Source organism: Halomonas sp. NPDC076908 (genome assembly GCF_050269715.1).
Classification (GTDB): Bacteria; Pseudomonadota; Gammaproteobacteria; order Pseudomonadales; family Halomonadaceae; genus Vreelandella.
This window is the reverse complement of record NZ_JBNNIW010000010.1, coordinates 38,749-55,340: the sequence shown is the minus strand read 5'-3', so window position 1 is coordinate 55,340 and position 16,592 is coordinate 38,749. Positions and strand designations below refer to the sequence as shown.

Sequence of the window (16,592 nt, the reverse complement as noted above, 5' to 3'; positions counted from 1 at the left end):
GCTGCCATCACAACTGAATAAAGCTAATGACTACGCTTGGTCTTAGTAGAGAACTGTTGCCAACGCCACGTATCGACCATCATATCCTCAAGCGTCTTTTCCGCCCGCCACTCTAATTCACGCTCAGCTTTTTTAGAACATGCCCAAAAAGCTCCTAAATCGCCTTCTCGCCTAGGGGCAAAGCGATAAGGCACGTTCATCCCAGTAGCAGATACAAACGCTTCGACCATTTCGTTTACAGAAATACCACTTCCGGTTCCTAAATTGAAGTAGTTGACTCCTGGCTTTTTAAGCGCAGCTACCGCCATTCTATGGCCAACGGCTAAATCTGTTACATGCAGGTAGTCACGCACACAGGTGCCATCTTTCGTTGGATAGTCGTTTCCGTAAATTAATAGCTCTGGCAACAGACCGGCAGCGACTTGGCTTATGTAGGGCATTAAATTATTAGGAGTGCCTTGAGGTAGTTCACCTATCAAGCCAGAAGGGTGTGCACCAATAGGGTTAAAATAGCGCAACACCGCAATCGACCATTGGGGGTCGCTGTCGCTTAGATCCTCAAGTAATTTTTCCACCATACCTTTCGACGTACCATAGGGGCTACTCGACTCCCCTCTGGCCATTGTTTCTGTATAAGGAGGTTGAGCATTGACCCCATAAATCGTCGCTGAAGAGCTGAACAAAAGCTGCTTAACACCCGCTTGCTGCATAGCATAGCATAGCGTAACACTGCCATAAACATTAACATCATAATATGCTAATGGATCCTTTACGCTCTCACCCACCGCCTTCAACCCAGCACAATGAATAACAGATTCGATGTCATGCGATTGGAAAATAGAGGTCAGTAGCAACGTATCACGAACATCTCCGCGATATAAAATAACCTCACGCTCAGTGATACTCTCGATGCGTTCAATCACCGTCTCGTCGCTGTTAGAAAAGTTGTCCAAAATAGCCACATCATGGCCAGCCTGAAGCAGCTCTACAGCAATATGAGAACCAATATAGCCCGTGCCACCTGTCAACAAAATCATATAATTATCTTATCAATAAGCATTTTTATTCACAAAGCCTTTAAAAATTGTTAGCAGTACGATACGTAAATCAAGCCATACTGACCAATTGTCGATGTACCAAAGGTCAAATTCAATACGCTTTTCCAAGCTCGTATCACCACGCCAGCCGTTGATCTGTGCCCATCCTGTTATACCCGCTTTAACTAGGTGCTTCTGCATATAGCCTGGTATTTCGTGCTGAAACTGTTTTACAAATACGGTTCTTTCAGGTCTTGGGCCCACGATGGACATATCGCCTTTTAACACATTAATAAACTGTGGCAGTTCATCAAGACTCGTTCGCCGAATAAACCTTCCAAAACGTGTTACCTTTTTACCTTTCGCATTTCCCCATTGCACACCACCTTTTTCCGAATCAGCAGGCATTGAACGGAATTTCAGCATCCAAAAAGGGGTTCCGTTCCAGCTAACTCGCTCCTGTCGATAGAAAATGGGACCGGGAGAACTTAGCTTAACGCCAATGGCCACAATGAATAGCAACGGCAAAATCATCAATAAAATGATGGAAGACAGGGTGACGTCTAAGCAGCGCTTTTTGAAACGACTCCACCCTGTCATTGGCGAGCAGCTAACATTAATCAAATGCATGCCAGCGATATTATCGGTGCTGTGATTGATCAATCGTAAATCCGACATATTGGGCAGCAGACGTATATTAGCGGTCACCGTATCCAGCGAATTGATGATTTCTTGCGCTTCATAGCCTCTGGAAAGCGGTAAGCATATCCATACTTCCTGCTCTTCTACGTGAACTCGCTTACTGGCGTCGTAGTTTTCAACGACACCTTTATATTTTGTTAAACGTTTGGGTAAACGGTAATCGACCACCAGTACACGGGTGATGTAAAAACCCTGTCCTGGGTCTCGGCGTAACGAATAGTAAGCATTACGGCAAGACGCAGCATCGCCTATCAGCAATACACTACGACGATTTTTGCCCTGAGCTCGTAATCGTTTTACAAATGGATAGGCGGCCCAGCGCAACAAAAGTGAGAATGTTGTCGCTAACGCTACCCATCCAAAAAACCATAAGCGAGAAAAGTCGAACAGCTGAAAAACAAACATGATGATCATGATGCTGACGCACCACAATAGGTAAATACCGATCAGTCGTGTGGAAAAGACTGTCCACAAATGCCCTCGCCAAGAGCGATAAAGCCCACAGTTAGGAAATAGCCATATCTGTAACAGGCCGCCGAACAAAATGGCCCAATTATAACGCTCTTCAACAATAGTCCATGTATCGAAACGAAGTACATAGGCTAGCCAACCCGCAAGCAGTACAGAAAAAAGATCCACACTGCGAAATATAACGGATGACAGCCAGTCGTAATTACGGCGTAGAGGCCGCTGATTTAATAAGGACATGTATATTCCAAGCTGGTCAATTAATTTGCCTATTTCTTAATAAAATGTCTATCGTTCAAACAGCTATTGCCAAAGGGGCAATCAAAAGCCTCTCTGCACAATAAATTCGTTCCACTTAGTATATACAAAAGCACTCATTTCCTGCCTAAATCGCATTTCAGAAAACTGTTCTGCGTGATGACGAATGGCTTGAGCGTCGAAGGTAATACCTTTGAACTCAAATTGCTCAACGCTTTGCTGTATGGCAGCACTGGTTTGCTCAAAAAAATGAATGCCAGTTTCTCCGTTACGAACGGTCTCTAGCGCTCCCCCTCGGCCATAAGCGATTACGGGCGTACCGCAAGCCTGCGCCTCAATAGGCATAATTCCAAAATCTTCTTCAGCTGCAAAAATAAACGCCCTAGCACGCTGCATATAAGATTTCAATGTCTCGGTAGGCTGATAACCTAGGAAAGTAATATTAGGCGTCAGCATTTGTTTAATTTTTTCCGCTTGTTCGCCGGTTCCTATCACGACTAGCTTTTTATCCGGCATTTTAGTGAATGCTTCAACAATCAGGCTGATTCGCTTATAGGGGACCAAGCGAGAAGCCGCCAGGTAAAAATCCTCTTTCTGCTCATGCAGATTGAAGTTGTCTACATCCACATTGGGATATATAACGCTTGCTTTACGGCGGTATACCTTATTAATTCGCCGAGCAATGTAACGGGAATTGGCAATGAAGTGATCCACTCCATTTGATGTCCGATAGTCCCAAAGCCTTAAGCGGTGAAGCAGATAGCGAGCCACGTTGCTTTTTAAGCCTTTTGCCATACCTGAATCAGCCAGGTATTGATGCTGAAAATCCCATGCGTAGCGTATGGGTGTATGGCAGTAACAAATATGCAGTTGATCAGGCCCAGTGATTACCCCTTTGGCAACCGCGTGTGAGCTTGAAATAATTAAGTCGTAGCGCGAAAGGTCAAGCTGCTCTACGGCATAAGGCATCAGCGCCAAATATTTTTGATAGTGCCTCTTCGCACCAGGCAACTTGGCAATAAAGGATTGCGTTATGTTGCGGTTTTCAAAACCAGTATCTTTAAATGCTTCAGCATTGTAAATATTGGTGTAAATGTCCGCATCGGCAAACAGCTCTAAGATAGCTTCTTCAACCTTCTCAGAACCGGCATAAGACACTAGCCAGTCACTAACTATCGCAACTTTCATACTCTCCCTCGATCTGCCACATCCGTTCAAGCTGTTTACTTAACTTGTAAAAGCGCTAAGGCTGCTTTTGATTTTATTAGCAACGTCATCCCATTTATATTTTTGGGCCTGCATAATGCCATGTGCACGCAACGCTTTACCGTTTTCTAGGTTAGAGGCAAAATTGAATGCCTCAATGAGCTGTTGCTCATTGGTAGGATCAAAATAATAAGCTGCATCCCCGGCCACCTCAGGTAAAGAGGTACGGTTGCTGCTGAGAACAAGCGTATTAGAAGCCATCGCTTCGATCACCGGCAGACCAAACCCTTCATAAAGCGAAGGCATGATAAGTGCGCTAGCACCACGATACCAAGCGGGCAAGTCACTCTCCTCGATAAAGCCTACCGCTTTCACTCGATCAGTTATACCCAATTGATCGACAAGCGTACTGACGGCATCTGAGAACTGACCGCTCAGTACTAGTAAGAAATTATTCCGCACGCCACTTTTGGCGAAGGCTCTTATCATAAATTCTGTATTCTTATGCGGTTTTTGGTTTCCCACATAGAGAAAATATGGCTCATCAAGGGTATGTGCCCGTTGGTTTTCTGTAAAGATAGGGTCCACTCCATTCCCTACCGCGACGACCTTATCAGGATCGATCCCCGCCCATTCCACGATTCGGTTCTTTGAGTAAGTCGATACTGTAAATACACAGGCTGCCTTCTTAACAGCAGGCAGGATTAATTTTTGGTAATAAGCACGCTTCAAGTAAGAGCTTTCTTGCTCTACATCCAAGTGAATAAGATCGTGCAGCGTCATAAAAACTGGCATATTTGCTGCTAGTGGTGGATTGTAGCCAGGCGTAAAGAAGCAACCGGCTGATTTATGCTTAAGCCTCAACGCCATTCCGCTTTTAATACCATCCAGAGGAGCGGCTGGGTTTCCCGCAGCCGCGAGAGGCGTGTATTCCAGGCGCGATAATACTTCGGTTGCAAACCGGCCAATACCATGTGGCCCAATCCAGCGTTGATCTGCGACACAAACCAATTTATTCATTTTTCACTCTCAATTTCTTTTTTTCTGCATAGTTAAAAATCATTAAAATAAATAATGTTACCCAGAAATACATACGTAGTATGTTCTGATTACCCTGCATTAATAGAAATTGACCTAACACAGCTATACACATACCGGTTTTTAACAGCTCACTTTCAGTCATGGGCTTTTTTAATAAATGAGGCACAGTCGTCCATAATAGCCAACCTAAAAAGAGAGCGATCCCAACTACTCCTGTTGCTGCAGTAATTTCAAGTATTGGAACCAGACCCTCATTAGCTCTTATATCTTCACTTGTAGGATTACTGATACCCTTATTGTATGCAATACCCTTCGCTACGTTGCCCATACCCACGCCTACCCAAAGGTGCTGGCTGGCTAATTCTACTGTATCCAGCATGTCTTGACGTCGTATACTAACAGAATGATCTGCAGTTCCCCCTATCCCAGTACCATTCATCACACTTTGACGTATATGCGTTTCAACCTGGGGGGTATTTTGCGTCACCGGCCGTTTTGCCAGATAGTCAACAGAAAAACTTACTATTATAAAAAATAGAACGGTAACACAAATAAAACCGATAAAACGACAGATATCTCCTTTCCAGTATCGTCTCGTTGAAGGCAATACAATAAACCTGTAAATTGCGACACTTGGCATGGCTAACATGACTGCTACAAGTGCAAGCCTTGAAGAACTAAGGATAAGTGAAAATGCAGAACAGTAAAATAAACAATGGGTAATATGATTACGTTTACTATTCAATCTTTCATCATTAAGCAGAAAAAAAGATAATAAAAAATATGGAAAAACAACCAATGCATAATAAGATGGCTCGTACATTAATCCATTAACACGGGCGATCGCCCCTTCATACCACCACTGCTGAACAAAAAACATATCGCCCAAGCCGAGTAAAGCTATTAAAAACTGTCCTATTCCTATGGCAGAAATAATAATACCCGACAAAAGGTAAAGATCGAAAACTCGAAACTTTAACATTCCCAGCCAAGGTGCTTTTGCTCCTAACACCATGCCCAGATAAACAAGCAGGGCCGCTGTATACACATAATTGCGAATACCACCGTTTATTACACATAGTACAACGGCAAGTAATGCCCAAATCAATATAGGGACGTCGTTTTTATCAAAATAATAAGTAGGAGATACTGAGGCAATGATGGTTAGCCAAATGATCAAGGCAAAAAAAACTAGCATTATAAAACCCAGCTTTAACTCAAAGCCTATAGAAATCGCTATCAAATCATTTGCGACGGCTACAAACAATACCAACCCGCCCCACAAAAAACGATTTGGGTTATATCTGACATTATTCATGATAACTTCCTGCCTTGCGCTTGTTTTGCAAAACAAGCATTAAAGCTAATAAGATATTAGATATAAACATGACTATTTCGACCCCGACAACGCCCCAGGCAATCCAAGAGCTATCACCCCGCCCGGTCAGATAAAGCCAACCTATATAAATCAAGTATAAAATAGCACATAGTATGATAGGTCCATTAGCCAGATTAGCTCGTCCTAGTGCAGCAAATAGAGGATAGCCCAGATTAGCTGAGAAATAATTCAAAACAACAGCAATCATTAATATCCGAACAACATCAGTGGCTGCTGCGTACTGCTCACCAAATAATATCCTGATTATATCCGAGGCAAACACATAGACAAAGGTACTTCCAAGAAGCATACATATTGACACGCCGAATAAAACACCAAAGAAAACACGCCAGTTTTTTTCCCTAGCCATATAGGGGTATATCGCTTGGTTAATAGGAACGGGAGCAAATATACAAACCTTAAAAATTTGTTCAGATACATTATAATAGGCAGACTGCGTGGGCCCAAAAAGCCAGCCAACAATTAATGAATTTGAAGATGAATACATTGACGCTGAAAGGCGCGCCCAAAAAAAACCCTGCGCTTGTAACAACACGGTTATGACACCTTTAATTCGCCATTGAAGACGACACCCTTCTTTTCGCATTTCACGAATGGCTATATAAGTACCCAATGCTTGCGCAGCACTCCATGCCAAGATGACATATGCTCCATCCCCTTCTCGATTAATAAATAAATAAACCAGGACGACGTAGGACATTTTGGCAGTTGTAGTATAAATCGTAACCTTCTTCATTTTTTCAATGCCCTGAAAAAACCAAATAGGCTGATATGCTTGAGCCACAACAGCTAAACTTGCAAACAAGAAATAGACAAGATATGAATTAAAGTCAGATGACATTGATAAAAAGACTAGCGCCGCACCAATAACAAGCAATACCAATACTATCTTAGCACTAAAAATTCTTGAAATTAGCTCTGATATTACACCGGAATTTTCACGGTTAGTAGATATTTTGTATGGTGCATAATAAGTAAAACCATAGTCTGTGATAATTTGAGATAATTGAATAGCTGCCAATGTAATTGCCACTACGCCAAACTCTTCAACACTTAACGTACGACTTAGATAAGGTAATACTAGAAGTGGCGCGAGGTAATTCACAATTTGTAAAATAAATAGCGCAAATGAATTTCGAAACAATCGATGGGACATTGCTCGCTTAATCGCTAAAAATCTCATATTAAATATTAACCATTAAAGCAGCTCTTTCAAAATGGGTAGCATAAACTCTGGCTGTATTTTTCCAACTGGGGTAGCAGGGTCGGATTTCAATGTTATTAATATTTTTTTCCATATACATATAAAGGGCATTTTTAATACCTTCTTCATTAGGCTTAAAGTAACTGGCATATTGCCCACCCGCTTCACGTATCTCAGGTATATCTGCAGCTAACACAGAGGTTTGGCAACTTAAGGCTTCCCGTACCGGCATGCCAAAACCCTCATAAGAAGAAAAAAAGAGAAAACTATCCGCCGCGCTATAGAAAGCAGGTAGCTCTTTATCAGGCACATACCCTACTGCATACACCCCCTCACTAGCGTCAATACGCTCCTTGATTTTTTTATTCTTCCAACCCGCACTACCGACTAATATCAGCGTGATATCTTTCATTTTTCCTGATTGTTTTAATTCATTGAAAACTTTAACTGTTTTCTCGATATTTTTCCTTGGCTCTGCGGTCGCCACCATTAAGAGGAACTTATCCCCTAATGAATATTTAAGCTTTAACGCTTGTATTTCTTGCTGAGTTACTCTCTGAAACAGATTTGAGACGGCGGGCGATGCTATTTCACAGCTAGGTAAATAGCCTACCGCCTGCTTTAGCCTAGACAGTGTACCTTCCGATACACAAATAACACTCTTAGCTTTTTTGATATCGTGAGACATAAAAAGCTTATGTCCCCAAAGAAATTTTAGCGGCATTGTTTCAGGCGCATAGATATGCACAAAATCATGCACCGTTAGTACACACGGTACTTTTATTCCAGGCAAAAAGTGAGCACCGCCCCAAAAAACGTCGATGGGCGTTTTTTCAATAAATTTTGCTGAGAAAAATTTTAACCATACTAAAGAAGACACGGTCGACCACCTGGAATCAACTTTCTTAATCCAGCGCGCACTTGGTGCCTCCCATTTAATGGGGCGATTAGAAAATAAGACAAACGTGGCAATTGGCATTAATCTATCCAAGCATTTACAAATCTCGGAAACATACCGACCCACACCAGTCATATTGCCATCAAGGACCCGTGCATCAATGCCAACCTGAAGACCCTCTTCTTTTTCTGGAATATAGCTCATCGTGTTGCACCTGAAACTAAAAACACCTTCCACCTGAGTTGCTTTCTAATAACTATCTTTCACCGACTAGCGCCCATACACATCTTCGAACCGAACAATGTCATCTTCGCCTAAATAAGCACCTGACTGCACTTCAATAACCTCTAATGGAATCTTTCCTGGATTTTCCAGAAAATGCTTTGCGCCAAGGGGTATATAGACAGACTGGTTCTCACTGAGCAACACTTCTTCATCGTTAATACCAACACGCGCAGTACCCGAAACCACAATCCAGTGCTCTGCCCGGTGATGATGCATTTGTATTGACAGTTTTTGTCCTGGGTTAACAGTAATTCGTTTAACCTGATACCGTGTGGACATATCAACAGAGTCGTACTTACCCCACGGCCGATAAACTTCACGGTGGGCACTTAGTTCACTACGGTTATTCTGCTTCAAATGCTCAACGATCTGTTTTACACGTTGATCTTCTCGCTTACTGGCCACCAAAACAGCATCTTTGGTTTCTACAATGATCAGGTCCTCAACGCCTACTGTAGCCACTAAGCGATGACTAGAATGCACTAGACAATTCTGAGTATGTTCTAATAAAACGTCGCCGTTTCTCACATTATTAGAACCGTCTTTTTCACTTACTTCCCATAGCGCAGACCACGACCCTACATCACTCCAACCTGCATCCAGCGGAACTACGGCTACTTGTGACTCTTTCTCCATTACAGCATAATCAATCGAGTCATTTGGACTGGATAAAAACGGCTGCTTATCAATACGTACAAAGTCTAGGTCTTCCTGGGCACCTGCCATCGCCTGCTCACAGGCATTTTGAATAGAAGGCGCCTGGCGTTTTAGAGCTTCCAGATACGTATCAGAGCGCATAAGGAACATACCGCTATTCCAGAGGTAATCTCCAGACGCGATATATTGTTCAGCAGTTTCTTTATCAGGTTTTTCAACAAACTGTTCTACGCGATGCCCATGCTCACCCAACTTTTCTCCACTCTGAATATAGCCATATCCTGTTTCAGCACACGTAGGCACGATCCCAAAGGTGACCAATGAGCCAGCACTTGCCAGAGCGGCAGCTTGTATAATGGCATTATGTAGCGCATCTATATTTTCTATTACATGGTCTGCAGCCAATATCAGGAGTAGTGACTTTTGGCCTGGGGCTCGCTTTTCAGCTTGTAATGCACCCAATGCAATAGCTGGAGCCGTGTTTCGACCTTCGGGTTCTAATAAAATATCTGCGTCCTGCACACCAATATCACGCAACTGCTCTGCGACCAAGAAACGGTGTTCTTCATTGCAGATAATAATAGGAGCTTCGCAGTGCAAGCCCTCTAGACGACTCAATGTCTCTTGCAGCATTGAATGCTGGCTTGTTAAAGCAAGAAACTGCTTGGGATGTAGACGTCGCGAAAGCGGCCAAAGTCGCGTACCACTACCACCTGCCAAAATGATCGGAGTTATTTTCATGGTATTCTCTAACATTGTCTTCACCGTCTATCTTAGTCGCTAGCCTACTAGTCAGTGCCAGCCTGTTATACTGATATTTATCGTGGAATGTGGCATTACTTCGTATAGTGTTGACTAGTCTGCAAAAAAATACCGTTTTCTAAACAGCACGTATATCAAGGAAAAGCGTTATTTTTTTAACACTTACTAATCTTTTTTAAAAAAAGGGAAGATAAGCAAGTGCTATATCTCTTGCTATTCAACAACAGATCACATTTTCTCGGGATCTCTCAAAACAAGAGAATAGGTAGAAGCATCTAGATCGGGTAGGCACATTGCAGTAGCATTCCTTGCACAAGTAGGCATTTCGATGACTTTCCTTTTACGTTGTCAACGACATCAACTAAGCTCCATGTCGTTGCAAATCCTATACGACCTGAGTTGTAGATTCAACGCAGATTCAGCGAGCAGGTAAAAATATAACCTGACTTTGTATGATCACTGACTGTTTTCAACCGAATATTAATGCCAAAATTATTCTATATATTGGACTTATCCCCCTTAATCACGTGGAGAAGGCTTTGACGACCCATAAGTTGGTTTCTTCTATCATTGCAGAAAGCGGCATTTCATTTGGAACCAGCGGAGCACGCGGCCTCATTGAGCAATTCAGTGATGAAGTCTGCGCGGCTTTCACCATCGCTTTCATTTCTACGATGCAATCAACTTTTACATTTGATCGTATTGCCATTGGCATTGATCGACGACCTAGCAGCCCTAAAATGGCAGCCGCTTGCGCTAATGCAGCCAGTGCCACTGGGCTAAAGATTGATTACTATGGTGTTCTCCCTACTCCTGCTCTCGCTTTACAGGCCATGGCAAATCACGTTCCCGCTATAATGATTACGGGTAGTCATATCCCCTTTGATCGCAACGGTATCAAGTTTTATCGCCCAGATGGCGAAATAACTAAAGCCAATGAGCACGACATATTAAATGCAGAAACGCCCTTACCCTCTATCACAGATAATGTTCTTCCACCTGCTTCCGATGCAGCTAACCAGCGCTACTTAGAACGCTTTACATGCTGGTTTTCTGGCTCACCGCTCGCTGGTTGGAAAGTAGGGTTGTATCAGCATTCTGCCGCAGGCCGCGATCTTAATGTCCAAATTTTATCAGCCCTTGGGGCTGAGGTTGTAACATTAGGGCGAAGTGAGAGCTTTGTGCCTGTCGACACTGAAGCTGTCAGCGAAGAGGACCAGGTATTAGGACAGAGCTGGGCACGCGAGCATTGTTTAAATACTCTTCTTTCGACAGATGGTGATGGAGATCGGCCACTGTTAGCCGATGAGAGTGGTACTTGGCAACGCGGTGATATTTTAGGTCTTTTATGCGCACAAACATTAGGCATTGAAGCACTTGCTGTTCCTATTAGCTGTAATACGGCTATCGAGCTTTGCCAGGCTTTTACGCATGTTGAAAGAACCCGAATTGGCTCCCCATTTGTGTTATCTGGCATGGCCAAGTTAGCTGAACAATACTCCAGAGTGGCTGGATTCGAAGCAAATGGCGGCTTTTTACTAGAGAGTGAACTTCATTCGGATAATCGCCATCTATCCGCTCTTCCCACACGCGATGCACTCCTTCCGGCTTTGTCAGTGATGGTTGCTGCAGCAAGGCAAGGCGTAGCAATTTCTACTCTAATTGCAGGTCTACCTCGCCGCTACACTGAAAGTGATCGAGTGCAAAACTTCCCTATCGAACGCAGCAAAGCGTTAATAGCCAACTGGCAATGCACCCCTCTAATGATGGAAGAGGCGTTATCTTTGCCAGCGTCTATTCTTGAGATCGATACAACGGATGGTTTACGTGCCATTCTGCAAAACGGTGATATTGTACATGTACGCCCTTCGGGTAATGCACCCGAGTTTCGCTGCTACTGTGAATCAAGCTCACAAGAAGCTGCTAGTAGCTTAAGGAAGCACTGCTTAGACCAGCTTATAAAATTGAACCATTCCGATTTTGAGTAGCGATTGTTATACAAAAACTGGCCTTATTAAGGCCAGTTTTCTTACCAACTCACTCCAATTTACTTTAAATATATTACTATAAATGATATCTAGCTCCTGCCAGCCAATACATTCTATCCGCTGAGCTTTCGTGTCGTATGCTCGCCTCATCGCCTTTGGCAAGCTCTACAAACACATCAAAAGCACTAGAAACCTTTTAGTAGGTCCCTGCTACCCAGGCGTTGCTGTCGCTTTGATTGTCCCGGTTAACGTTGTAGACATCCGCGTTGAAGACCCAAGGGCCTGTGGCATAAGTGCCGCCCAATCCTATGGTGTCAAAACCGCCCCATAGGTCTCGTTGTTATCTTGAGTCTCTGTGCCGAGGCGTGCCGTGAACTGATCGGTTATGTCGTATGCGCCGATTGCATCTCACCATTACCACCGCCGCGTACAACGTTTCTACCGCACCCAAGCCCACTTTAAAAGGGCCTTGCTTGTAACGCACGCCCCCTTGGGTGGCTACTAAATCACCCTCGATACGTTGCTCAATCGTTGTAAGCCCACGCTCGCTGTAGTGCTTGAGCGGTATTATTGCGTTCATCAACGGTAAAGCGCCATTCTAATCGGCTGAACATCGTCGCATAAAAAAACCGACCCCTTTCGGGGCCGGTTCGTTTGGTTCTGCTAGGCAATTACACTTGAAGCGTGGTATTTAAACCAGGCTTAGAAGTGGTAACGAGCGCCTGTCAGCCAGTATACGTCGTCAGTCAGGTCACCAAGAGTGGTATCACGATCAACGCTCGGTGCATCGCCGTCGTTCACCTCAAGGAAAACGTCAAAGCTGCTGGAAACTTTGTAGTAAGAGCCCAGCACCCATGCATTACTGTTGTCCATACCATCACGCTCTACATTGTAGTAGTCAGCTGCGAACGCCCAAGGGCCAGTAGTGTAAGTACCGCCTACACCAATTTTGTCGTAGCCGTTTTCGTCAGTAACACCCGGCGTGTAACTGCTGTTATTGTCACGAGTTTCATAGCCCAGACGTGCAGTAAACTGGTCAGTGATGTCGTAAGAACCGATCAGGCCGTACAGCATTTCGCCGTTACCGCCGCCACGCTTAACGTCGTCAACAAAGCCTAAACCAATGGTGATCGGGCCTTGTGCGTAACGAACACCACCTTGCGGGGCGAGTACGCTGCCTTCTTCGCTTGTACCAACAACTTCACCATCTGCATTTAAACGATCTTCGCCTTCGAGCAAACCACGCTCGCTGTAATGCTTGAGTTGCAAGAATGCAGTGAAGCCCTGCAGCTCAGGCGTGTAGTAACCGATAGAGTCACCACGTGACTGTTTCGGGTGGCCAGCGAATTCTAAACCACGGTCAATTTCCCAATCGAACGGCAGTGAAACGAACTGGTTGTAGAAGCTGTCGAAGTTACCCGCTTGGAAGGTACCGAACTGATCGCTCTGCAAACCCAGGTATGCTTGGCGCGTTTCAGAGAAAGCATCAAAGTCGTTACCGTTGCGGTTACCAGATTCATCAGCACGGAAGCGCCACTCGAGACGACCGAAAGCAGTCAGGTCGCGAGAAACTTCATGGCTCATGCGCAGGCCAAGACGTGAGAAAACGTCTACGAATTCAGCGCCATCATCGATTTTCTCGCCGGCATTGTTGTACTCGGGGCCGCCACCAGCAACACCCATGGCGATACGGCCATAGACGTCAAGCCTGGTGCCGTCTTGGTCATAAACGGTTGCTGCTTGCGCTGCGGCAGAGGCACCCAGGGCGCCGATGATAGCAGTCGCTAAAAGTGTCTTTTTCATGATGTAAGTTCCTTAACTCGTATACTGTTTCGATCGTTGCTGCTCGACTTTAGTAAGTCAGCAGGTGGCTTTTGCGGGCCATGCTCTTCTGCCATCCGCCGGTTTTTCCCGGTGGTATGCGGCATGTCCTCAACTAAGCCTTGTTATAGTCCAATGCTCGCAAGACAAACTCTATACTGGGATTCCATTGAACGCAATAGAAAAAAACAGTGTTTCTTTACTATTTGCGCTTTTTTATGGAACCCATGCGCTATCACTGGGTCTCAGCGGCCTTTAAATTTCTGCTGTAGACCAATTAATTTATCTTCCATGCTTAGTTGCTTGCGTGGTTCACGCTTTTCCGGCTCAGGTTGTTTCACCCCTTCAGGGCGGGGTTTGTTGGCCATATTAGCCATCACCTGCGCTTTACGCTGCTTATGATGTTCCGTTTTTTTTGTGGCTGAGGCATTTTGAGCTGGCTGTTGTACTGACTGACCAGCCACTTGTTGATCACTACGCTTTTCTGCTGCATGAGATGCAGCATCTTTATCAACCTTTCCTGCGGGAAGGCCATCCAAATCAACTCTTTCTGCCCCTGCTCGTACTGCTTTGATGTAGCGAGGCAGATTCACGTAGTTGGCTAGCGCTCTACGAATCAACTTATTTGGCCACTCTTCTCGCTCAGCAAGGTCTTGATGAATTCCTATCTTCAGGGGCTTAGTATGGCCCTTAAAGAACGCTTTTGGGTAGCGTTCATACCAAGTGTTTAGCAACGCATTGGGTGAAGGTAATTTTGCTACTGCAGGCGGGGGCTCTTTCGCCTTAATCTCTGGCGTTACTTCGGCTTTATCCGGCACTTCAGGTTCTGGCGTTTGCGCCGGCGAAGCTGCTTCTACCGGGGCCGTTTTTTCAATAGCCAGGGCTTCTTCAGCCGCAGGAGCTTCTTCAACCGCTGGGCTTTCTATTTCATTGTTAGGCTTATTTTCATCAGTGCTTTCACGAGCACTTTCGAGCTCGCTTGCACGTGAGCCTTCACTCTCGGTGTCAGCAAGCGGGGCGGCTTGATCTCCCAACTGCTGTTTTAGCCGCTGATTTTCTTCGCGCAGGGCTTGCAGCTCAGCTTGTGTGCGTTCAAGACGCGCTTCTAAATTATCTAACATATTCATTAAGCTGGCGGCCATAGCCTTCTCCTTTGACCTTTTCAGTCGGCGGTGCGCTCGTAGACTACGAAATCGTAGTTTGGCTGCCCTTCGGCTGGCTGCCCTGCTACTCGCTGCACTTCGCGCCACGCTTGGTGATCGATTTCAGGAAACGTGGCGTCGCCTTCTACTTCGATATCCACTTCTGTTATGTATAGACGCTGGGCAAAGGGTAACGCCTGACGGTATATCTCACCGCCGCCCATTACCATAATCTCTTCTGCGGCTTCTATGGTGGCATGTTGGTCTGCCAGGGCCAGTGCTGCTGGTAAATCATGGCATAAACGTACGCTTTCATGTGAAAACTCTGCGTTGCGAGTCACCACTACGTTTAGCCTGTTTGGCAGCGCTTTGCCAATCGAGGTAAACGTTTTACGCCCCATTACCAGTGGTTTTGCTTGGGTAATACGCTTGAAGAACTTTAAATCTTCAGGCAAGTACCAGGGTAGCTTGCCTTCAACACCGATTACTCGGTTTTTTGCCATGGCAACAATCATTGCCACCGGCACTAAGGAGTCAAACGAATCGTGTTGCTGGCTCATACCGCGACCTCAGCTTTAATATGCGGATGGGCGTCGTAGGCATCAATATGAATATCTTCGAAGCGAAACGCGAACAAGTCATCTATTTCAGGATTAAGCACTAACTGTGGCGCAGCATTGGGCGTGCGCGTTAGTTGCTCCTTGGCTTGCTCTATGTGGTTACTGTACAGGTGAGCATCACCCAAGGTGTGAATAAATTCACCGGGTTTTAGACCAGTGACCTGGGCCACCATGGTGAGCAGCAAGGCGTAGCTGGCGATATTAAACGGTACACCCAGGAAGATATCAGCGCTGCGTTGATACAACTGGCACGAGAGCTTTCCATTAGCAACGTAGAACTGGAACAGGCAGTGGCACGGCGGCAGTTGCATTTCATCTACCTGGGCCGGGTTCCATGCTGAGACAATTAAACGACGCGACTGCGGATTGGTACGGATTTGTTGCAGCACTTTGGCAATTTGGTCAACGCTTCCGCCTTTGGGGTCGGGCCAACTGCGCCACTGGTAGCCATAGACAGGCCCCAGGTCACCATTTTCGTCTGCCCAGTCGTCCCAAATGCGTACGCCATTCTCTTTCAGGTAACCAATATTGGTATCGCCTTTCAGAAACCATAGCAGCTCATGGATGATAGAGCGCAGGTGGAGCTTTTTGGTTGTCAGCAGTGGAAAACCCCGGGACAAATCAAAGCGCATTTGATGGCCAAATACGGAGCGCGTGCCAACGCCAGTACGGTCATGGCGGTCAACGCCATGATCCAAGACGGTTTGCATCAAATCTAAATAGGGTTGCTCAAGCGCGGGCATTGTGGCAGTCACAGAAATTCCAAATTAACAGGCGGTATAGCGGTTTATTCTAGGCTGCCATAGCGGCTCGGTCTAGCGGTGCTGCCCAGTCAGTGCAATTCGACAACCCCGGCACCGCTTCGCGCTGCTTCCGCGCCGGGCCGCCGCTGCGGGTGCGCTTCGCTTACCACGCGCTACGAAAGCCTATCGATCCAGTTTTGTGCACATACCGTAGCGCGTGGTAACGAATCTCGCGAGGTACGAGCGTATAAGGCATCCGCGGGAGGCGTCGGAACGGCGCCCGGTGGCACATTTACCGATACCGGCAACGCATCAACCCCGGCACCGCTGCGCGCTGCTTCCGCGCCGGGCCGCCGCTGCG

At 45.6% G+C, this 16,592-nt stretch carries 13 protein-coding genes; 1 reads left to right on the top strand and 12 read right to left on the bottom strand.

Annotated features, from left to right (window positions below; translation table 11 throughout):
• Positions 1–23 precede the first annotated feature (23 nt).
• From galE to ACQKE4_RS07865, 8 genes are all read right to left on the bottom strand, one after another.
• Positions 24–1,037 (bottom strand): UDP-glucose 4-epimerase GalE, encoded by a 1,014-nt coding sequence (gene galE, locus ACQKE4_RS07900; RefSeq protein ID WP_427387708.1) that lies wholly within the window; start codon positions 1,035–1,037, stop codon positions 24–26.
• A 12-nt stretch (positions 1,038–1,049) separates the two neighbouring features.
• Positions 1,050–2,447: an undecaprenyl-phosphate glucose phosphotransferase gene (locus ACQKE4_RS07895; protein WP_427387707.1), complete on the bottom strand. Its 1,398-nt coding sequence runs from the start codon at positions 2,445–2,447 to the stop codon at positions 1,050–1,052.
• 81 nt (positions 2,448–2,528) lie between these two features.
• Complete coding sequence (locus ACQKE4_RS07890) at positions 2,529–3,653, bottom strand: glycosyltransferase family 4 protein (RefSeq protein ID WP_427387706.1); 1,125 nt, start codon at positions 3,651–3,653, stop codon at positions 2,529–2,531.
• A 39-nt stretch (positions 3,654–3,692) separates the two neighbouring features.
• A complete protein-coding gene (locus ACQKE4_RS07885; protein ID WP_427387705.1) occupies positions 3,693–4,691 on the bottom strand; it encodes a glycosyltransferase family 4 protein in 999 nt (332 codons plus the stop codon).
• A complete protein-coding gene (locus ACQKE4_RS07880) occupies positions 4,684–6,030 on the bottom strand; it encodes an O-antigen ligase family protein (RefSeq protein WP_427387704.1) in 1,347 nt (448 codons plus the stop codon). The genes ACQKE4_RS07885 and ACQKE4_RS07880 overlap by 8 nt, the downstream gene beginning before the upstream one ends.
• Positions 6,023–7,267 (bottom strand): oligosaccharide flippase family protein, encoded by a 1,245-nt coding sequence (locus ACQKE4_RS07875; RefSeq protein ID WP_427387778.1) that lies wholly within the window; start codon positions 7,265–7,267, stop codon positions 6,023–6,025. Before ACQKE4_RS07875 ends, ACQKE4_RS07880 begins: the two co-directional genes overlap by 8 nt.
• A 28-nt stretch (positions 7,268–7,295) precedes the next feature.
• Positions 7,296–8,417 carry a glycosyltransferase family 4 protein gene (locus ACQKE4_RS07870; RefSeq protein ID WP_427387703.1) on the bottom strand — a complete coding sequence of 374 codons (1,122 nt, stop codon included), beginning with the start codon at positions 8,415–8,417 and terminating at the stop codon, positions 7,296–7,298.
• 66 nt (positions 8,418–8,483) lie between these two features.
• Entirely contained in the window at positions 8,484–9,896 is a 1,413-nt protein-coding gene (locus tag ACQKE4_RS07865; RefSeq protein ID WP_427387702.1) for a mannose-1-phosphate guanylyltransferase/mannose-6-phosphate isomerase, read from the bottom strand.
• A 560-nt stretch (positions 9,897–10,456) separates the two neighbouring features.
• Between ACQKE4_RS07865 and ACQKE4_RS07860 the strand changes: the two genes are divergently transcribed.
• The gene (locus tag ACQKE4_RS07860; protein WP_427387701.1) at positions 10,457–11,905 is read left to right on the top strand and encodes a phosphomannomutase; all 1,449 of its coding nucleotides are present in this window, start codon (positions 10,457–10,459) and stop codon (positions 11,903–11,905) included.
• 702 nt (positions 11,906–12,607) lie between these two features.
• Here the strand turns inward: ACQKE4_RS07860 and ACQKE4_RS07855 are convergent.
• The 4 genes from ACQKE4_RS07855 to ACQKE4_RS07840 form a co-directional block, all read right to left on the bottom strand.
• A complete protein-coding gene (locus ACQKE4_RS07855) occupies positions 12,608–13,708 on the bottom strand; it encodes a porin (RefSeq protein ID WP_427387700.1) in 1,101 nt (366 codons plus the stop codon).
• 263 nt (positions 13,709–13,971) lie between these two features.
• Entirely contained in the window at positions 13,972–14,868 is an 897-nt protein-coding gene (locus ACQKE4_RS07850; RefSeq protein ID WP_427387699.1) for a ProQ/FINO family protein, read from the bottom strand.
• Between the two features lie 20 nt (positions 14,869–14,888).
• Complete coding sequence (locus ACQKE4_RS07845) at positions 14,889–15,428, bottom strand: dihydrofolate reductase (RefSeq protein ID WP_427387698.1); 540 nt, start codon at positions 15,426–15,428, stop codon at positions 14,889–14,891.
• Entirely contained in the window at positions 15,425–16,231 is an 807-nt protein-coding gene (locus ACQKE4_RS07840) for a thymidylate synthase (RefSeq protein ID WP_427387777.1), read from the bottom strand. Before ACQKE4_RS07840 ends, ACQKE4_RS07845 begins: the two co-directional genes overlap by 4 nt.
• Between the last annotated feature and the right edge of the window lie 361 nt (positions 16,232–16,592).